Genomic DNA, 18,470 nt, shown 5'->3' with positions numbered 1-18,470 from the left:
CCGTCGACGAGGGGGTTCGATGCGCAACTTCGAGGGCAAGGTCGCCGTCATCACCGGGGCCGGATCGGGAATCGGGCGGGCGCTGGCGGTGAACCTCGCCGGTCGCGGGGCGATCCTGGCGCTGTCCGACGTCGACGAGGCCGGTGTGGCGGCGACGGTCGAGCTCTGCGAGGCCGCGGGCGCCCGCGCGGTCGGCCACCGCCTGGACGTCGCCGATCGGGAGGCGGTCTACGCCCACGCCGATCAGGTGATCGACCAGTTCGGACAGGTGAACGTCCTGGTCAACAATGCGGGCGTGTCCCTGTCGGCGACCGTCGAGGACATGTCCTGGGACGACTTCGAGTGGTTGTTCAACATCGACTTCTGGGGTGTGGCGAACGGCACCAAGGCCTTCCTGCCGCACCTCATCGCCTCGGGTGAGGGCCACATCGCGAACGTGTCGTCGGTGTTCGGCCTGATGGGCATCCCGAGTCAGAGCGCCTACAACGCGGCCAAGTTCGCCGTGCGCGGCTTCACCGAGTCGCTGCGCCAGGAAATGCTCATCGCCGGTCACAAGGTCGGGGTGACGTGTGTCCACCCGGGCGGCATCAAGACCAACATCGTCGTGAACGGTCGGGGCGCCGGGGACACCCCGGAGGAGATCGCCAAGGCGGGCGCGCAGTTCGACAAGATCGCGGTCACCTCGCCCGAGGGTGCGGCGAAGGCGATCGTGCGGGGGATCCGGCGCAACGCGCCGCGCGTACTCATCGGACCGGATGCCCGCTTCTTCGACGCGGTTCCGCGCGTCATCGGTCCCCGCTACGAGGACGTCGTCGGGCGTCTGGGCAAGCTGGGCGGGGTCGCCGACCGCCTCTGAAGGCACGGTCGACGAGAATGTGGGCACGGTCGACGAAAATGTGGGCACGGTCGACGCCGAGCGTGCCCAGAAATTCGCCGAGCGTGCCCAGAAACTCGCCGAGCGTGCCCAGAAATTCGCCGAGCGTGCCCAGAATTCCGTCGAGTGGGCGCTACTGACCGGTGAAGACCGGCTTCTCCTTGTTGGCGAAGGCGCGCGGGCCGATCTTGGCGTCGGCGGACTTGAAGACGCCCAGGCCGACCTTGCCGTCGGCCTCGAAGGCGTCCTCCTCGTGCAGGCCCTCCGAGTCGCGCATCGTCTTGAGGATCGCCTGCACCGCGAGCGGTCCGTTGGCGGCGATCTTCTCGGCGATCTCCATCGCCTTGTCCAGTGCGGATCCATCCGGCACGACGTAACCGATGAGGCCGTATTCCTTGGCCTCCTCGGCGGTGATGTGCCGTCCGGTCAGCAGCAGGTCGGCGGCGATCGTGTACGGGATCTGGCGCGGCAGTCGAACCGCGCTGCCGCCGAGCGGGTACAGACCCCAGCGCGCCTCGGCGACCCCGAACTTGGCGCTCTGACCCGCGACGCGGATGTCGGTGCCCTGCAGGATCTCGGTGCCGCCGGCGATGGCCGGGCCCTCGACCGCCGCGATGAGCGGCTTGCTCAGCCGGCGCCCCTTGAGCAGCGCGGGGAGCTTGGCCGGGTTCCAGGCGCCGCTGTCGGCGGTGTCGCCCGGCGAGTTCTTGTTCATGGCCTTGAGGTCCATGCCGGCGCAGAACGCGCCGCCCGCGCCGGTCAGCACGCAGACGCGGATGTCCGGATCGTCGTCGACCCGATCCCAGGACTCCTCCATGATGCGCATCATCTCGGTGGACAGGGCGTTGCGGGCCTCCGGGCGGTTCATGGTGACCACCAGGACGTGGCCGCGCTTCTCGACCAGGCAATCAGGTGTCGTGTCGGCCATCGTGGTCCTCCCTCGGGCATACGCTTGTGGAAAACAGTAACACGTTCTAGTTTCTAGAAATGGCCTACACGATTGCCGACCTGATCGAGCACGCCGTCGACCTCATGCCCGAGCGCACGGCGCTCGAGTCCGGCGATGTCTCGCGCACGTACGCCGAGCTCGAGGAGCGGTCGAACAAGCTCGCCCACGTGCTCATCGACGCCGGCATCCAGCCGGGCGACGCGGTGGGTCTGTACAGCAGAAACACGATCGAGGCCGTCGAGGCGATGCTGGCCATCTTCAAGGCCCGCGCGGTCATGGTCAACGTCAACTACCGCTACGTCGAGGCCGAGCTCGAGCACATCTTCACCGACTCCGGGATGAAGGTGCTGATCCACGAGGGCCGCTACACCGACCGGGTGTGTAACACGTTGCAGAACTGCGACACCGCCGTCACCGAGCGGATCGTCATCGCCGACCCCGGCGACGACGAGCCCGCCGGTACGGACGTCGAGGGCGTCACGGTCGTCGACTTCGAGCAGGCCATCGCCGGCGCCTCGGGTGCGCGTGACTTCTCCGAGCGCACCGACGACGACCTCTACATGCTCTACACCGGCGGCACGACCGGTAAGCCCAAGGGCGTCGTGTGGCGCCAGGAGGACGTCTGGCGCGTGCTCGGCGGCGGCATCGACTGGTACTCGGGCCAGCCGATCGCCGACGAGTGGGAGATGGCCAAGACCGGCGCGGCCGGCGGCCAGTTGGTGCGCTTCCCGATCCCGCCGTTCATCCACGGCGGCTCGCAGTGGGCGATCTTCCAGTCGCTGTTCGCCGGCGGCAAGGCCGTGGTCTATCCGGACTTCGACGCGCAGGAGGCGTGGAAGGTCATCGAGCGCCACGGCGTGAACGTCGTCTTCATCACCGGTGACGCGATGGGCCGCCCGATGATCGAGGCCTACGAGGCCGGCGACTACGACACCTCGACGCTGGTCTCCATCGCCTCGTCGGCGGCGCTGTTCTCCCCGGCCATCAAGGACCGCTACGTCGCCGCCTTCCCGAACGCCGTCGTCATCGACGCCATCGGCTCGTCGGAGACCGGCTTCGGCGGCATGAGCGTCGTCGTCAAGGGCGAGAGCCACGTCGGCGCACCGAAGGTGAAGGCCGACCCGGAGACGCACGTGCTCCGCGAGGACGGCACCCCGGTCGAGGCGGGCAGCGGGGAGGTCGGCGTGCTGGCGCGCTCGGGCCACGTCCCGCTGCGCTACCACAACGACCCGGAGAAGTCGGCCAAGACCTTCGTCGTCTACGACGGCGTGCGCTACTCGCTGCCCGGCGACTTCGCGACCCTCGAGACCGACGGCACCATCACGATGCTCGGCCGCGGCTCGGTGTCCATCAACACCGGCGGCGAGAAGGTCTTCCCCGAGGAGGTCGAGGCCGCCCTCAAGGCGCACCCCGACGTCTTCGACGTCTCCGTCGTCGGCGTCCCCGACGAGCGCTTCGGCCAGCGCGTGGCCGCCGTCGTCGCCACCCGCGACGGCGCCCGCCCGCCGCTCTCCTCGCTCGGCGAGGCGGCCCGCGCCGAGCTCGCCGGCTACAAGGTGCCGCGCAGCGTGTGGTTCGTCGACGAGATCAAGCGCTCCCCGGCCGGCAAGCCCGACTACCGCTGGGCGCAGTCGGTGGCCGAGTCGCGGCCCGCCGACGAAGCCGAATAGCCCCTCCCCAGACCACCGCAACAACCGTCAGGATCACCATGAAAACCCAGCTCAGCGAAAAGTTCGGAATCGAGTACCCGATCTTCGGCTTCACCCCGAGCGAGGACGTCGCGGCGGCCATCAGCCGCGCCGGCGGCCTCGGCGTGCTCGGCTGCGTGCGGTTCAACGAGGCACAGGAGCTCGACGAGGTGCTCGAGCGGATGCACGACCTCACCGAGGGCAAGCCGTTCGGCGTCGACGTCGTGATGCCGGCCAAGATCCCGACCGAGGGCTCCAAGGTCGACCTCGACGCGATGATCCCGCCCGAGCACCGCGCCTTCGTCGAGCGCACCCTCGCCGACCTCGGCGTGCCGGAGCTGCCCGGCGGCAGCCGCATCAACACCGGTGTGCTCGGCTGGCTGCACTCGGTGGCCCGCTCGCACGTCGACGTCGCGATGGAGCACGCCCGCAAGTACGGCCAGATCAAACTGATCGCCAACGCGCTCGGCTCGCCGCCCGACGACGTGATCGCGCTCGCCCACGAGAACGGCGTCGCGGTGGCGGCCCTGGCCGGCGCCAGGGAACACGCGCTCAACCACGTGCAGGCGGGCGTGGACATCGTCATCGCCCAGGGCTACGAGGGCGGCGGCCACACCGGCGAGGTCACCTCGATGGTGCTGTGGCCCGAGATCGTCGATGCCATGGGCGACGCCGCGCCCGTGCTGGCGGCCGGCGGCGTCGGCAGCGGTCGGCAGATCGCCGCGGCGATCGCGCTCGGCGCGCAGGGCGTGTGGATGGGCACCTACTGGCTGACCGCCGCCGAGTACAAGCTCGGCGCCACCGGCGACGGCCCGTCGACGGTGCAGGAGGCGCTGCTGAAGGCGACCTCCCGCGACACCGTCCGGCGTCGCATCTACTCCGGCAAGCCGGCGCGCCTGCTCAAGACGAAGTGGACCGACGCGTGGGATGCGGAGAACGCGCCCGAGCCGCTGCCGATGCCGTTGCAGAACCTGCTCGTCGGGGAGGCGCACGCCCGGATCTCCGCGTCGGACGACCCGGACGTCATCGCGATGCCGGCCGGCCAGATCGTCGGCCGGATGAACGCCATCACCCCGGTCGCCGACCTGATCGCGGATCTCGTGAGCGAGTACAACATCGCGGTGGGGCGGTTGAACGCCACGATGTAGTGGTCGAGTACCCGGAGTACAAGGCAATGACGGCCGCATTGCAAGGAGAAAGTGCAACGCGGCCGTGATGCTCTCACTCAGGCTGACACCGCGGCGGCCGCCTTTCTCGGTCGCCCTCTGCCGGCCGAAGCCAACCCGACTGCAATGTGGGTGCGAAGGTCGTCAATTGACTTGAGTCTGGGGTCGGCTTTGGCGATTGTCCTGAGGACCTTCCTCGCAGCCTCCTGGTACATGTCGCGACGTGCGCCGGCTGTTCCGGCAATCCATTCGCCGCTCTTAGCCTGAGCGGTCTTTACGAGAGTCCCTTCAAAGAAGGTGTGGACCTGAATTGGAAGTCCGTTGCCGTCCTTCCCGGCGCGGAGCGAATCGCGCCGCCAAGGCACCTCTCTCGCCATCGCATCTACCGCCAGCTGCGGAGACAAGCCAGCAACTTTTGCCGCAGCGATGACGGTTGCGATCGTGTACAGGCCGGCGGCGGTACCGTGCACGTACTGGTTCTTGAACTCGGTGACCGAATAGTCCTCTGGACGTTTCGCCAGTTCCCGCCATCCTGGGATGGTTCTGTACGCGTAGTCGATCTCCGCTGCGAGGGCCGTCGCGAGCTTGTCGATCACACCGTCCTGGCCCATGCCCTCGATCTGCATCTGTTCCCGGACGATCGCCTCAAGAATATCTTCACGCTTCTTGGGAGAACGATCCCGCACACCGACGCCCGCGATGTTGGCGGCAGCGTTTCGGACAGCGTCGGCTGAGTAGAGCGGTTCGTACTTCCGCCCCTGTGTCTCAGCCAACTCACGACTTGCCTTTGCGCCCAGGTAGGTGGTGCGGTTGTGGAACAGTTCCGACTTCCGCATTACCTTCGCACCTAGACGGTTCTGGATCGTGCTGAGGTCCATTACTGCCACGAGTGCCGGCGGGATCGGCTTCGTACTGCCCATCCGGACGAAGATTGTCGAAAGGACGTCTCGTTCGTGTTCGAAAAGCATCTCAACGGTTACGCCAGCTGAAGCAAGCCGATCACGCACCGCGATTTCTTCCGCGGTGGCTGTCTTTTCGTCGATATCCTTGACTTGATTCCAGGCGTGGATCACGCCCCTGTTGCGATGCTGACCGTCCTCCAGAATCGGCTTCTCGGCACCTGTGTAGATCGTCAGCTTGGCCAACTCAACATGTTCTCCTGCTGATCCGAGCGGCTCAAGCTCGACCTGGTCCCTCCGCATCGCAACAGTGATGGTGCCAAGGAAAGGGCGCTCATCTTCGAGCAGGTAGTCGCTGATATCCTGCCAGTGCTTGTCGGTGATGTCGCGGTTACCTGGCTGGTCACTGTCGATATCGAATACGTGGCGGGAGAGTAGCCGATCAAAGTTGAATCGTTCGGCGATTTCTTTGATGGTCGCAGTGAAAGTGATCTTCTCCATCTTGCCTGCTTTGGTGAGAAGCCCGACCTTCTGCAGGTCGATTGGCCGGGTGACGTTGGTCCGCAGTTCCTCAAGTGCTGCCTCTGACACTGTCGCTGCGGGTGGCGTCGGCGAGTTACTATTCATCTGGGTGGATTCCATTCCATCGGAGTGAGGTCGGTTTCGTTTCCAGCGGGGCCGACCTCGCTTTGTGATCAGGTGTTCCTGATCACAGTCAGAATAAAGCGCCGGCCCTTTTCTGTCAACATTTTTTTATTCAATTGAATTGCGCCGGCCCCGCTTGGTGTGACTGGTGTCCGACCGTCATTGATCCGGCGCCCCGTCCGAGTGTCCGATGTGGTCGAATGACCTCATGGGAACTTCATGGTCGACTGACGACATCGACGATCAGAGCGGCAAGACGGTGGTCATCACCGGTGCCAACGGAGGGCTGGGCGAGGTCGCGACCCGCGTCTTGGCCGAGCGGGGCGCGACGGTGATCATGGCGTGCCGCGACACGAAGAAGGCCGAGCTGATCGCCGAGGGCATCTCCGGCGACGTGCGGGTCAAACCGCTCGACCTGGCCAGCCTCGCATCGGTCCGCGACTTCGCCGCGCGGATGGGCGAGTTCGACGTGCTGATCAACAACGCCGGGCTGATGAACCTGCCGCTCAAGCGGACCGCCGACGGCTTCGAGATGCAGTTCGGGGTGAACCACCTCGGCCACTTCGCGCTGACCGGGCTGCTGCTGAACCAGATCAACGACCGGGTCGTGACGGTCGCAAGCATCGCGCACCGGCAGACGCCGAAACTGTGGATCGACGACCTCAACTACGACCACCGCCGCTACCAGCGGAACCTGGCCTACGCGCAGGCGAAGCTGGCGAACCTGATGTTCGCGCGCGAACTGCAGCGACGGCTCGACGACGCCGGGTCGCCGCTGCGCTCGATCGCCGTCCACCCCGGCGTCTCCGGGACGGACCTGTTCACCAAGACCGAAACGCCCGTCGACCTCGTCGGCAAGGGTTTCGCCGCGGTGTGGGGACACGCGCCGCGCAAGGCCGCCGAGTCGATCCTGTTCGGCGCCACCGAGCCCGACATCGACCCGCACAAATACTGGGGCCCGACCGGCGGCATCGGCCAGTCGCGCGGCCCGGTCCGGTCGGCGCCGTCGTCGAAGCTCTCCCAGGACCGCAGGATGTGGCGCCGGCTGTGGGAGGAGTCCGAGCGGATGACCGGGGTGACCTACCGGTTGCCGCGGCCCGTCGACGAGGTCGCGCACTGAGCATGGGCCCGCTGCAGATCGCTACCGCCGGACACGTCCAGATCTGGACGCTCGACCAACCGGAGATCGGCAACGCGATCACGGGCGTGGAGGTGATCGACGCCCTCGATGCCGCGGTCGACGCGGCGAACGCCGACCCCGAGATCCGGGTGATCATCCTGACCGGCGCGGGGAAGATCTTCTCCGCCGGCGGCAACGTCAAGGAGATGGCCGACCGGCAGGGGATGTTCGGCGTCGACGAGCGGGCCAAGCGGCGCGCCTACACCGCCGGCATCCAACGCATCCCGCGGGCGCTGCAGCGCCTGGAGGTGCCGATCATCGCGGCCGTCAACGGCGCGGCCGTCGGAGCCGGCTGCGACCTGGCGACGATGTGTGACATCCGCATCGCCTCCGACCGGGCCTCCTTCGCCGAGAGCTTCGTGTCCATCGGCCTGATCCCGGGCGACGGCGGCACCTGGTTCCTGCCCCGGGCGATCGGGTGGGAGCAGGCTGCGGAGATGACCTTCACCGGCGACCGGATCGACGCCGCGACCGCGCTCGAATGGGGGTTGGTCAGCCGCGTCGTGCCCCACGACAATCTGCTCGCCGAGGCGGATCGGTTGGCCGAGCGGATCGCCAAGAACCCCGGTGAGGCGCTGCGGATGGCCAAGCGGCTGCTGCAGGAATCACGGAACGGCTCGCTCGAATCCGTGTTGGGCATGGCCGCGGCCATGCAGCCGCTCGCCCATCTCGACCCCGAGCACGAGGCGCGCATCGCCAAGTGGCGCACCGATTAGGGCACGCTCGGCGAGATTCTGGGCACGCTCGGCGAAAAACTGGGCACGCTCGGCGGGTCAGCGGTAGCGGCCGTCGGTGCGCGACCGCGACCAGTCGGGAGCCGCACGGGTTCCGCGCAGGTCGGCGCGCACGGTCTTGAAGGTCGCGGTCTGCGGGAGTTCGTCGACGAGCCGGACGTGCGAGGGCCACTGTTTGGGGCCCAGGTCCGACTGGTCGGCGAGGAAGTCGGTGAGGTCGTCGGGCGTCAACCCCGGCGCCACCAGGGCGGCCCACAATTCGTCGCCGATCTCCACCGGGACCCCGTAGACGGCGGCCTGGACTATCGCCGGGTGCCGCAGCAGGATCTGCTCGATCGGTGCGGTGCCCAGGTTCTCCCCGTCGACGCGCGCCCAGTCGCCGAGGCGGCCGGCGAAGTGGATGTAGCCGCCGTCGTCGACCCAGCCGAGGTCGCCGGTGCGGTACATGCCGCCGCGCAGCCGTTGCGCCGTCGACTCCTCGTCGCCCCAATAGCCGTCGAACAGGCCGGGCCCCGCCGAGTTCACGATCTCGCCGACCTCGCCGACGGGCACCGGTTCTGCGGTCTGCGGGTCGACGACGGCCACCGGCGGTCGCAGCGGGCCGAGTGCGTCGGGCGGGGTGTCGGGGGTGCGCGAGATGGAGACGCCGCCCTCGGTGGAGCCGAAGCCGTCGACCACGGTGCAGTCGAAGCGCCGGGCGAACTCGGCGCGGTCGGCGGCGCTGGCCTCGTTGCCGTACATGATGCGCAGCCGAACCTCGGCGTCGTCGGGTTGTTCGGGCACGGCGAGGATGTAGTGCAGCGGCTTGCCCACGTAGTTCGCGTAGGTGACGCCGTAGCGGTGGACGTCCTCGATGAACCCGCGTGCGGAGAACGCGGGGCGCAGCACGAGCGACGAGCCGGCCGCCAGCGCCACCGCCCACCCGGCGACCATCGCGTTGGAGTGGAACAGCGGCATCGACACGTACACGACGTCCTCGGGCCCGAGCCCGAAGCGCTCGGCGAGCATGACCCCCGGTGCGGCGAACTTGCGCATGCTGCAGCGCACCGCCTTCGGCTCACCGGTGGTGCCGGAGGTGAAGATCAGCATCACGAGGTCGTCGGGGGAGCGGTCGGGCACGACGACCCGCTCCGGCGGTGCCACGGCGTCGACGAGCTCGCGGAAGGGTCGGTCGTGCACGACGAGTTCGGGCACGTCGAGCGCCCGAAACAGCTCGGTGGTCGCCGAGTCGGTCAGCACGAACTGGCAGTCCGCGGTCGCCACGTCGCGGGCCAGGGCCTCCCCGCGCCGGGTGGTGTTGATGCCGACGACGACGAAGCCCTCCAGGACCGCTGCCGCCAGGAAGACGCAGTAGTCCACCGGCATGGTGAGTGCGACGCCGACGTGCGGCGGACGGTCGGGGTCGAGGCGGGCGCGCACCGCCTTGCCGATGTGCGTCGCCTGCCGCAGGTGGTCGTGCCAGGAGACGTAGATCTCCCCGTGGTGCAGCCCGCGGTCGGTGACGTCGACGAGCGGCGCCAACAGGTCCGACAGCGAGCGCGCGTCGGTGACCGCGGACATGGGTCCGAGCTGGTCAGGCGGGGTCGGCGGCGATGCGGTCGCCGAGCCGGGCCAGCACGGCGGGCTCGCCGGCCAGGGAGTACTCGTTCTGCTTGGCCCGCAGGAAGTAGCGGTGCGTCGGATGGCTGGTGTCCAGGCCGACGCCGCCGTGCACGTGGACGGCGGTGTGGCCCACGCGGTGACCGGCCTGCCCGGCCCAGAACTTGGCGGTGTCGATCGCCTCGGCGGCGTCGATGCCCTCCGACAGCTGCCAGGCGGCCTGTGTCGTGGTGAGCTGCAGGCCCTGCACGTCGATGTAGCCGTCGGCCAGTCGCTGCGCGACCGCCTGGAAGGAGCCGATCTTGCGGTCGAACTGTTCGCGGTCGGCGGCGTACTCCGCGGTGCGGCGAAGCGCTTCGTCGACGACCCCGCACTGCTCGGCGCAGGCCGCCAGGTTCATCCGATCCACCAGTGCCGCAACGGCTTCGGCGCCGTCGGCCACCACGTCCCCGTCGGCGACGGCGACCTCGGCGAAGTCGACCTGGGCGGTCGGCAGCAGGCCGGTGGACGGTGCCGCGGTGATGGTGACGCCGGTGGCGCCGGTGTCGACGAGCACGGCGATCGGGCCCTTCTCGCCGTCGGCGGTCACCAGGAGCGCGTGCGCGGCGCCGGCGAAGGCGACGTTCACCTTGGTGCCCGAAAGCTTGCCCTTGGACACCTTGACGGCGGCCGGGGCGAACGGGTCGTAGACGGTGTCCTCGTCGACGGCGGCGGCGATGACCGCCTCGCCGCCGGCGACCTTGGCGAGCAGCTCGTCGCGCTTGGCGCCGGACCAGCCGGCCAGCGTCGGCAGGACGGCGATCGCGGTCGTCGCATAGGGCACCACGCCCAGGGCGCGGCCGACCTCGGTGGCCACGGCCACGGTGTCGACGGTGGTGCGGCCCCCGCCGACCCCGGCGAGGTCCTCGGGCAGTTCCAGGCCGATCAGGCCGGCCGAGCCGAGCTCTCGCCACAGCGTCTCGTCGAGCGGAGCGGTCTTCTCCTCCAGCTCGGCGACGCGCTCGGGCGTCGAGATCTTCGTGGCGATGTCGCGGGCGAGCTTGACCAGCTCGCCGGTGGTCTCATCGGTGCGGAAGTCCATTGCGAAGTCTCCTTATCGCCGCTGGTGCGGCTGGCCGAGGGCGAGCATGGCGATGATGTCGCGCTGGACCTCGTTGGTCCCGCCGCCGAACGTGAGGATCAGCGATGAGCGCTGGAAGCGCTCCAGGCGGCCGAGCAGGTGGGCGCCGGTCGAACCCTGGCGCAGCGTCGCCGCCGGGCCCACGACCTGCAGCAGCAGGCGGTAGGCCTCGGTGGCGAACTCGGTGCCGTACACCTTGGTCGCCGACGCATCGGCCGGGCTGGGCGCCTCGCCGGAACCCGCCTGCGAGGCGATCTTCCAGTTGATGAGCTTGAGGAACTCGACCCCCGCGTGCACCCGCGCCAGGTTCGAGCGCACCCACGGGGTGTCGATGACGCGGTCGCCGGTGGGGGTCTTGGTCTGCTGCGCCCACTGGGTGGTTTCGCGCAGCGCGGTCTGGATCGGCGCGGCGCTGCACAGCGCGACGCGCTCGTTGTTGAGCTGGTTGGTGACCAGCGGCCAACCGCCGCCCAACTCGCCGACCAGCGCCGACTTGGGGACGCGCACGTCCTGGTAGTAGGTGGCCGAGGTGTCCACGCCGCCCATGGTGTGGACCGTCGTGTAGGAGAAGCCCTCGGCGGTCGTCGGCACGATGAGCATCGAGATGCCCTTGTGCTTCTTGGCCTCCGGGTCGGTCCGGACGGCCAGCCACACGTAGTCGGCGTAGGGGATGAGGCTGGTCCACATCTTCTGGCCGTTGATGACGAACTCGTCGCCGTCCTCGACCGCGGTGGTGCGCAACGAGGCGAGGTCGGTGCCGGCGCCCGGCTCGGAGTAGCCGATCGAGAAGTGCAGGTCACCGGCGGCGATCTTGGGCAGGAAGAACCTCTTCTGCTCCTCGGTGCCGAAGTGCATGATCGTCGGCGCGACCGAGTTGATCGTCAGGAACGGCACCGGCGCACCGGCGATGGCGGCCTCGTCGGTGAAGATCAGCTGATCCATCATCGAGCGGTTCTGACCGCCGAACTCCTCGGGCCACCCGAGGGCCAGCCAGCCGTCCTTGCCCATCTGGCGCACGACGTCGCGGTACGCGTCGCCCTCGCCCATCTCGCCGTCGGTCGAGGTGAGCGCCGCGCGGCGCTCGGGGGTCATGAGCTTCTCGAAGTACGCGCGCAGCTCCCGGCGCAGCGCCTCCTGCTCTTCGGAATAGGCGATGCGCATCGCGATCCAGCTTTCGTTTCGGGGGTTTGCTCGCTTGTTTCTGTAACACGTTCTAACCTGAAACGAGCGGGTTCGTCAACCGAGGCGAACCTCAAGGAGAGGAGTTGCGCGATGCGCATCAGTTGTGACTTCGACCTGTGCGAGTCGAACGCGATCTGTGTGGGAATGGCGCCGGACGTATTCGAGCTGGATGACGACGATTACTTGGTTATCCTGCAAGAAGACGTTTCGGCCGACCGGGCCGAGGAGATGCGGCAGGTGGTGGCCAGCTGCCCGAAGTCCGCTCTGACCCTGCACGAATAAACAGCCCAGGAATTTCCCGGGGTGTCAGCCCACATCCCGTTGCGAGCCTGTATGGTGCCTGAAACAGGTTCTAGTTTTTGTCGGTGCCGCCGCCACAGCCAGCGGACCGAACGGACATCGCCGGAGGACAAGCGTGAGTGAATCGTTGAGTGGTCGCGTGGCCGTGGTGACCGGTGCCGGAGCCGGCCTGGGCCGTGCCGAGGCCATCGGCCTGGCCCGCGCCGGAGCGACCGTCATCGTCAACGACCTCGCGTCGGCCCTGGACTCCAGCGACGTGCTCGACGAGATCGCCGCCGCCGGTTCGCGCGGCGTCTCGGTGGCGGGCGACATCTCCGAGTCGGACACGGCGAAAGAGATCATGCGCACCGCCACCGAGGATCTCGGCGGACTGCACATCGTCGTCAACAACGCCGGCGTCGTGCGCGACACGATGCTGTTCAACATGACCGACGACGAGTGGGACCTGGTGCAGCGCGTCCACCTGCGCGGCCACTTCCTGCTCAACCGCAACGCCGCCGCCCACTGGCGCGCCGCCGCCAAGGCCGGCGACGGCACGACCTACGGCCGCCTGATCAACACCTCGTCGGAAGCCGGTCTGTTCGGGCCGCCCGGACAGGCCAACTACGCCGCCGCCAAGGCCGGGATCACCGCGCTGACCCTGTCGGCGTCGCGCGCGCTGGGCCGCTACGGCGTCACCGCCAACGCGATCTGCCCGCGCGCCCGCACCGCGATGACCGCCGACGTGTTCGGCGACGCACCCGAGGGCGGCGTCGATCCGCTGTCGCCCGAGCACGTCGTCAAACTCGTCACCTACCTGGCCGGACCGTCGGCTTCGGCGGTGAACGGCCAGCTCTTCGTCGTCTACGGACCGAAGGTCACCCTGATGGCCGCGCCGGAGATCGCCGAGGTCTTCGCGGCCGACGGCGACGACTGGTCGACCGACGAGCTCGACAAGACACTGACCAGCTACTTCGAGGCCCGCGATCCGAAGGTCACCTTCGCCGCCAGCTCCTTGAACGGCTGACCAGGACAACTGACCACGATCCGCTACTACGCATGGTAGGTTCTCGAAAGTCACGGGGGAAGGAGTGACGGTGCTCACGAAGCTTGCGACGCCGTTCGCTGCCTTTGGCGACTTTTTCGCGCTGACCACCGAGACCGCACGGGAGTTGTTCCGGCGGCCGTTCCAGTGGCGCGAGACCATCGAGTGCTCCTGGGCCATCGCGCGCGTCTCCATGGTGCCGACGCTGCTGGTGGCCATCCCGTTCACCGTCCTGGTCAGCTTCACCCTGAACATCCTGCTGCGCGAGATCGGTGCGCAGGACCTCTCCGGCGCCGGAGCCGCGCTCGGCACGATCACCCAGATCGGTCCGATCGTGACCGTGCTGATCGTCGCCGGTGCCGGCGCGACCGCCATCTGCGCCGACCTGGGCGCCCGCACCATCCGCGAGGAGATCGACGCGATGAAGGTGCTGGGCATCAACCCCATCCACCGACTCGTCGTCCCGCGCGTGATCGCCTCCACCGGCGTCGCACTGCTGCTCAACAGCCTGGTCTGCACCATCGGCATCGGCGGCGGCTTCGTCTTCTCGGTCTACCTGCAGGACGTCAACCCCGGTGCCTTCCTGGCCAACCTCACGCTGCTGACCGGGCTGGGCGAGCTGATCATCTCGATGATCAAGGCGGCACTCTTCGGGCTCTTCGCCGGGCTCGTCGCGTGCTACCAGGGTTTGAACGTCTCCGGCGGCGCCAAGGGCGTCGGCGACGCCGTCAACGAGACGGTCGTCTACTCATTCATGGCACTGTTCGTCGTCAACATCGTGGTGACGGCGGTCGGACTGACGGCGACGGGGAGCTGAGATGGTTTTGCCCCACACGACCAGTCTTCGGCGCGCGCGCGTCGCGATCAAGCGCTCCGGCGATCGATGGGCCAACCTGGGCGACCAGGCGCTGTTCTACTGGGACAGCATCGTCTCCATCCCGCGAGCGCTGAAGAGCTACAAGAAGGAGACCCTGCGGCTGATCGCGGAGATCTCGATGGGCACCGGCGCGCTGGCGATGATCGGCGGCACCGTGGTGGTCGTCGGGTTCCTGACGCTGTTCACCGGCGGCACCATCGCCGTGCAGGGCTACAACTCGTTGGCCAACATCGGCGTCGAGGCCCTGACCGGCTTCTTCTCGGCCTTCATCAACGTGCGTATCGCGGTCCCGGTCATCGCCGGCATCGCCCTGGCCGCGACGATCGGCGCCGGCGCGACGGCACAGCTGGGCGCCATGCGCGTCAGCGAGGAGATCGACGCGCTCGAGACGATGGCCATCCACTCGGTCCCGTACCTGGTGTCCACGCGCATCATCGCCGGGCTCGCCGCGATCATCCCGCTCTATGCGCTGGCCGCGCTGGCGTCCTTCCTGGCCAGCCGCATGGCGACCGTGTTCCTCTACGGCCAGTCGCCGGGCGTCTACGACCACTACTTCCGGACGTTCCTCATCCCGTCGGACATCCTGTGGTCCTTCGCCCAGGCCATCTGCATGGCCGTGGCCGTGATGATGATCCACACCTACTACGGCTACACCGCTTCGGGTGGCCCGGTCGGCGTCGGCGTCGCGGTCGGCAACGCGGTCCGCACGTCGCTGGTCGTGGTCGTCGTCATCACCCTGCTCACCTCCCTCGCCATCTACGGCGCCGACGGCAAGTTCAACCTGGCGGGGTAGGGGACATGCTCGAACGGGACGAACGCAGCCCCGCGGTCCGACGGACCGCGGCCGTCATCATGGTCACGGTGCTCGCGCTGCTCATCGGCGGCGCGGCCGGCCAGTTCCTCGGATGGTTCTCCTCGACCGCCCCGGTCACCGTCGTCGCCCCGCGCGCCGGCCTGGTCATGAACCCGGATGCCAAGGTGAAGCTGCGCGGCGTCGAGGTGGGGCGCGTCCGGTCGATCAGCGAACGGGACGGCCAGGCCGTGTTGTCGCTCAAGATCAACCGCAAGCAGCTGGCCGAGATCCCGGGCAACGTCCACGCCGACATCAAGTCGAACACCATCTTCGGCGCCAAGGCGGTCACGCTGGTGCCGCAGCCGGAGACGGTCGCCTACACGCTGCAGCCCGGTGCGGAGATCAAGGCCGACAACGTCACCGTCGAGCTCAACACCGTCTACCAGCGGCTGGTCAGCGTCCTGGCCGAGCTGCAGCCGGACAAGCTGAACGCCGCGATCGGTGCGATCACCACCGCGCTGGACGGCAACGGGGAATCCATCGGCAAGGGCATCGACTCGATGTCCAAGCTGCTCGGCAAGACTAATCCGCACCTCGGTGAGCTGACGAATCTGATCAACCAGACGTCGACGACGATGAACCTCTACGCCGAGGCGATGCCCGACCTGATGAAGACCGTCGACAACTCGGTCTTCCTGGGCAACACCTTCCTGGACAACGCGTCGAACCTTGACGCGCTCCTGGCCAACACCACCGGGATGGCGTCGACGGCCAACGGGATCATCGAGCCGAAGAAGGCGCAGATCATCTCGATGCTCAACGACTCGAACGTGACGATGGCCCTGCTCGGGTACAACGCGCCGGGCATCGCCTGCTTCATCCGCACCGCCGCCGTCGGCCACGAGATCGGCGCCCCGATCTTCGGCCTCAACGACGGCGTCCTCAAGCTCAACGCCGGCCTGCTGCCGGGCAAGGACCCGTACGAGTACCCCGAGGACCTGCCGTGGAACCGCGGTGCGGCCCCGCCGACCTGTGAGAACGGCCTGTCCAACCCGCGCACGACGAAGAAGGCCGACTTCCTCGTCATCGACAACGGGCCGAACCCGTACCAGCCCCGCACCAAGTCCAAGGTGAGTACGACCAAGGTCTTCCAACTGCTATTCGGAGCGCCGCCCCGTGGATAATCGCGCACGCCAATTCCGGGCGACCTGTATCAAGCTGGGCGCCTTCGCCATGGCCATGCTCCTGGTGTTCGTCGGCCTCGTCGCCGTGTTCAGCCGCTTCCAGGGCACCCGCACCAACACCTTCAACGGCCTGTTCACCAGTGCGTCGGCGATCAAGCCGGGCGCGAAGGTGAAGATCGCCGGCGTCGACGTGGGCGCCGTCCGCGACGTCAGCCTGACCGACGACAACATCGCCAAGATCAGCTTCTCGGTCGACCGCAAGTACCCGCTGCCCAAGTCGGCGCAGGCCCTCATCCGCTACGAGAACCTGACCGGCGACCGCTTCCTGGAGCTGCGCCGCGGCGCCGGCAACGTCGGTGACACGCTGTCGCCGGGCTCGACGCTGCCGACGTCGCAGACCGAGCCCGCCCTCGACCTGGACAAGCTGCTCGGCGGCTTCAAGCCGCTGTTCCGGACCCTGGACGGCAAGCAGGTCAACGAGCTCTCCACCAGCCTCGTCCGCGTGTTCCAGGACGAGAACATGGGCCCGTCGCTCAACCACCTGCTCCGGATGACCTCGCAGCTGACCGAGGCCCTGGCCGACCGCGACGAGCTCATCGGCTCGGTCATCGACAACCTGAACTCGACCCTGGCCACCCTCGATGCGGACCGCACCGGCGTCATCGACAGCATCGACCGCCTCGAGACCCTGATGACCGGCCTCGCCGGCCAGAAGGAGACGATCGGCTCGTCGCTGACCTCGACCGCCGCCGTTGCGACGGACATGGCCAAGCTGCTCGGCGACACCCGGCCCGGGCTGCAGAGCATGTTCAACAACCTGAGCCGCACCAGCGAGGAGCTGCTGCGCGGCGAGGCCGACCTGCGACCGCTGCTCTCGCGCCTGCCCGGCGACTTCAAGAAGCTGTCCAACCTGGGCAGCTACGGCGCCTGGCTGCAGATCTGGATCTGCCGTCAGCGACTGATCTTCGGCGCCCCGGGAACCCCGCAGCTGATCATCCCGACCATCGACGCCTTCGGTAACACGCAGATGGCCGGCGGGAGGTGTCAGCACCCATGAGCCCGATGTTCGGATCCACCCAGCGCGCCGGCTCCAACGCCGCCGACGTCGAGCGCGACGCCGCCCGCGGCCAGCGCAGCCGTGCCGCGACCGGCATCATCGGCTTCGTCGTGACCGGCCTGGTCGTCGTGACGGCGCTCCAGATGAACAGCCTGCCGTTCCTGTCGCCGGTGAGCACGTACAAGGCCTACTTCGACGACGCGGGCGGCCTGGTCCCCGGCGACGTCGTCTCGGTGTCCGGCGTCAACGTCGGCAGCGTCGAGAAGATCTCCCTCGCCGACACCAAGGGCGGCAAGAAGGCCGCGGTCAAGTTCCGCCTGAAGGACAAGGTCAACCTCGGCACCGACACGCAGGCCGCGATCAAGACCGAGACCGTCCTGGGCCGGCGCAACCTCACGCTGATCCCGCACGGCCCCGGCCGCATCCTGCCCGGCGGCGAGATCGGCAACGAGAACACCGTCTCGCCGTATTCGCTGACCGACGCGCTCGACAACGCGACCGGCACGCTGCAGGAGACGAACACCGATCAGCTGCGCACCGCCATCGACGCGATGAGCAAGACCTTCGCCGCGACCCCCGCCTCGGTGCGCGGAGCCGTCGACGGCGTGGCCCGCCTCTCGCAGGCCATCGCCGAGCGGGACAAGTCGCTGCGCGAGCTCCTCGGTCGCGCCAACAGCATCAGCGCTGCGGTCGGCGACCGGAACGAGCAGGTCAACCGGCTGCTGGTCAGCGCCAACGCGCTGCTCGGCGAGCTGCAGACCCGGTCCGAGGCCCTCGACCAGATCATCTCCGGAACCCGTGACGTCACCACCCAGATCAAGGGCTTCATCAAGGAGAACAACGCGCAGTTCACGCCGATGTTGAGCCGCCTGGACCGCGTGATGCAGATCCTCATCGACAAGAAGGCCGACCTCGAGCAGGCCGTCGACCGACTCGGTCCGTACGCGAACCTGCTCGGCGAGGCCGTCTCCTCCGGCCCGTACTTCTCGTCGCTGGTCGGCGTGCCGACCTTCGGTGACTACACCGCGGTCTTCATGAAGGCCCTGCAGCGCAAGTACCCGGAGATCTGGCAGGCCTACGACTACACGAACTCCACGTTCCTGCCGAACAAGTGGTACACCGCGCCGGAGTACGACCCGCGCAAGCCGAAGAAGCCGGCGCCCAAGGTCGAGTACCCGCGGAACGGCCAGGGGGGCTGA

17 protein-coding genes are annotated in these 18,470 nt (G+C 68.1%); 12 read left to right on the top strand and 5 right to left on the bottom strand.

What is annotated here, in order from left to right; genetic code table 11:
• Positions 1-19: 19 nt before the first annotated feature.
• Entirely contained in the window at positions 20-856 is an 837-nt protein-coding gene (locus QM634_RS11010) for an SDR family NAD(P)-dependent oxidoreductase (RefSeq protein WP_415042827.1), read from the top strand.
• A gap of 151 nt (positions 857-1,007) precedes the next feature.
• Here QM634_RS11010 and QM634_RS11005 read toward each other — a convergent pair whose 3' ends face one another.
• Complete coding sequence (locus tag QM634_RS11005; RefSeq protein ID WP_415042826.1) at positions 1,008-1,802, bottom strand: crotonase/enoyl-CoA hydratase family protein; 795 nt, start codon at positions 1,800-1,802, stop codon at positions 1,008-1,010.
• A gap of 59 nt (positions 1,803-1,861) precedes the next feature.
• Here QM634_RS11005 and QM634_RS11000 point away from each other — a divergent pair, with 59 nt between their 5' ends.
• Together QM634_RS11000 and QM634_RS10995 are read left to right on the top strand one after the other, a co-directional pair.
• Complete coding sequence (locus tag QM634_RS11000) at positions 1,862-3,493, top strand: acyl-CoA synthetase (protein ID WP_415042825.1); 1,632 nt, start codon at positions 1,862-1,864, stop codon at positions 3,491-3,493.
• Between the two features lie 38 nt (positions 3,494-3,531).
• On the top strand, positions 3,532-4,659 hold the full coding sequence (locus QM634_RS10995) for an NAD(P)H-dependent flavin oxidoreductase (RefSeq protein ID WP_415042824.1): 1,128 nt from the start codon (positions 3,532-3,534) through the stop codon (positions 4,657-4,659).
• Between the two features lie 77 nt (positions 4,660-4,736).
• Here the strand turns inward: QM634_RS10995 and QM634_RS10990 are convergent, their stop codons facing one another.
• On the bottom strand, positions 4,737-6,218 hold the full coding sequence (locus tag QM634_RS10990; protein ID WP_415042823.1) for a DNA sulfur modification protein DndB: 1,482 nt from the start codon (positions 6,216-6,218) through the stop codon (positions 4,737-4,739).
• A gap of 211 nt (positions 6,219-6,429) precedes the next feature.
• Between QM634_RS10990 and QM634_RS10985 the strand changes: the two genes are divergently transcribed.
• The gene (locus QM634_RS10985) at positions 6,430-7,341 is read left to right on the top strand and encodes an oxidoreductase (RefSeq protein WP_415042822.1); all 912 of its coding nucleotides are present in this window, start codon (positions 6,430-6,432) and stop codon (positions 7,339-7,341) included.
• Positions 7,342-7,343: 2 nt separating this feature from the next.
• Positions 7,344-8,117, top strand: coding sequence for a crotonase/enoyl-CoA hydratase family protein (locus QM634_RS10980; RefSeq protein WP_415042821.1), 774 nt, complete (start codon positions 7,344-7,346; stop codon positions 8,115-8,117).
• A 57-nt stretch (positions 8,118-8,174) separates the two neighbouring features.
• Here QM634_RS10980 and QM634_RS10975 read toward each other — a convergent pair whose 3' ends face one another.
• From QM634_RS10975 to QM634_RS10965, 3 genes are read right to left on the bottom strand one after another with little or no spacing between them, the layout of a single operon-like run.
• Positions 8,175-9,695, bottom strand: a complete 1,521-nt coding sequence (locus QM634_RS10975) for an AMP-binding protein (protein WP_415042820.1) — start codon at positions 9,693-9,695, stop codon at positions 8,175-8,177.
• A 13-nt stretch (positions 9,696-9,708) separates the two neighbouring features.
• Positions 9,709-10,815, bottom strand: coding sequence for an acyl-CoA dehydrogenase family protein (locus QM634_RS10970; RefSeq protein WP_415042819.1), 1,107 nt, complete (start codon positions 10,813-10,815; stop codon positions 9,709-9,711).
• A gap of 12 nt (positions 10,816-10,827) precedes the next feature.
• Positions 10,828-12,015 carry an acyl-CoA dehydrogenase family protein gene (locus QM634_RS10965; protein ID WP_415042818.1) on the bottom strand — a complete coding sequence of 396 codons (1,188 nt, stop codon included), beginning with the start codon at positions 12,013-12,015 and terminating at the stop codon, positions 10,828-10,830.
• Between the two features lie 111 nt (positions 12,016-12,126).
• Here QM634_RS10965 and QM634_RS10960 point away from each other — a divergent pair, with 111 nt between their 5' ends.
• The 7 genes from QM634_RS10960 to QM634_RS10930 all read left to right on the top strand — a co-directional run bounded on the left by QM634_RS10960 (position 12,127) and on the right by QM634_RS10930 (position 18,470).
• Positions 12,127-12,318: a ferredoxin gene (locus QM634_RS10960; protein ID WP_415042817.1), complete on the top strand. Its 192-nt coding sequence runs from the start codon at positions 12,127-12,129 to the stop codon at positions 12,316-12,318.
• A 133-nt stretch (positions 12,319-12,451) separates the two neighbouring features.
• The gene (locus tag QM634_RS10955; protein WP_415042816.1) at positions 12,452-13,342 is read left to right on the top strand and encodes a 3-oxoacyl-ACP reductase; all 891 of its coding nucleotides are present in this window, start codon (positions 12,452-12,454) and stop codon (positions 13,340-13,342) included.
• Positions 13,343-13,412: 70 nt separating this feature from the next.
• Positions 13,413-14,177, top strand: a complete 765-nt coding sequence (locus QM634_RS10950; RefSeq protein ID WP_415032395.1) for an MlaE family ABC transporter permease — start codon at positions 13,413-13,415, stop codon at positions 14,175-14,177.
• A gap of 1 nt (position 14,178) precedes the next feature.
• Positions 14,179-15,030, top strand: a complete 852-nt coding sequence (locus QM634_RS10945) for an MlaE family ABC transporter permease (protein WP_415042815.1) — start codon at positions 14,179-14,181, stop codon at positions 15,028-15,030.
• 5 nt (positions 15,031-15,035) lie between these two features.
• Complete coding sequence (locus QM634_RS10940; protein WP_415042814.1) at positions 15,036-16,214, top strand: MCE family protein; 1,179 nt, start codon at positions 15,036-15,038, stop codon at positions 16,212-16,214.
• Positions 16,207-17,271 carry an MCE family protein gene (locus QM634_RS10935; protein ID WP_415042813.1) on the top strand — a complete coding sequence of 355 codons (1,065 nt, stop codon included), beginning with the start codon at positions 16,207-16,209 and terminating at the stop codon, positions 17,269-17,271. The genes QM634_RS10940 and QM634_RS10935 overlap by 8 nt, the downstream gene beginning before the upstream one ends.
• Positions 17,268-18,470, top strand: coding sequence for an MCE family protein (locus QM634_RS10930; protein WP_415042812.1), 1,203 nt, complete (start codon positions 17,268-17,270; stop codon positions 18,468-18,470). Before QM634_RS10935 ends, QM634_RS10930 begins: the two co-directional genes overlap by 4 nt.

This window comes from Gordonia sp. (in: high G+C Gram-positive bacteria), assembly GCF_047606305.1.
GTDB lineage: Bacteria > Actinomycetota > Actinomycetes > Mycobacteriales > Mycobacteriaceae > Gordonia.
This window is presented reverse-complemented; position numbering and strand designations above follow the sequence as displayed.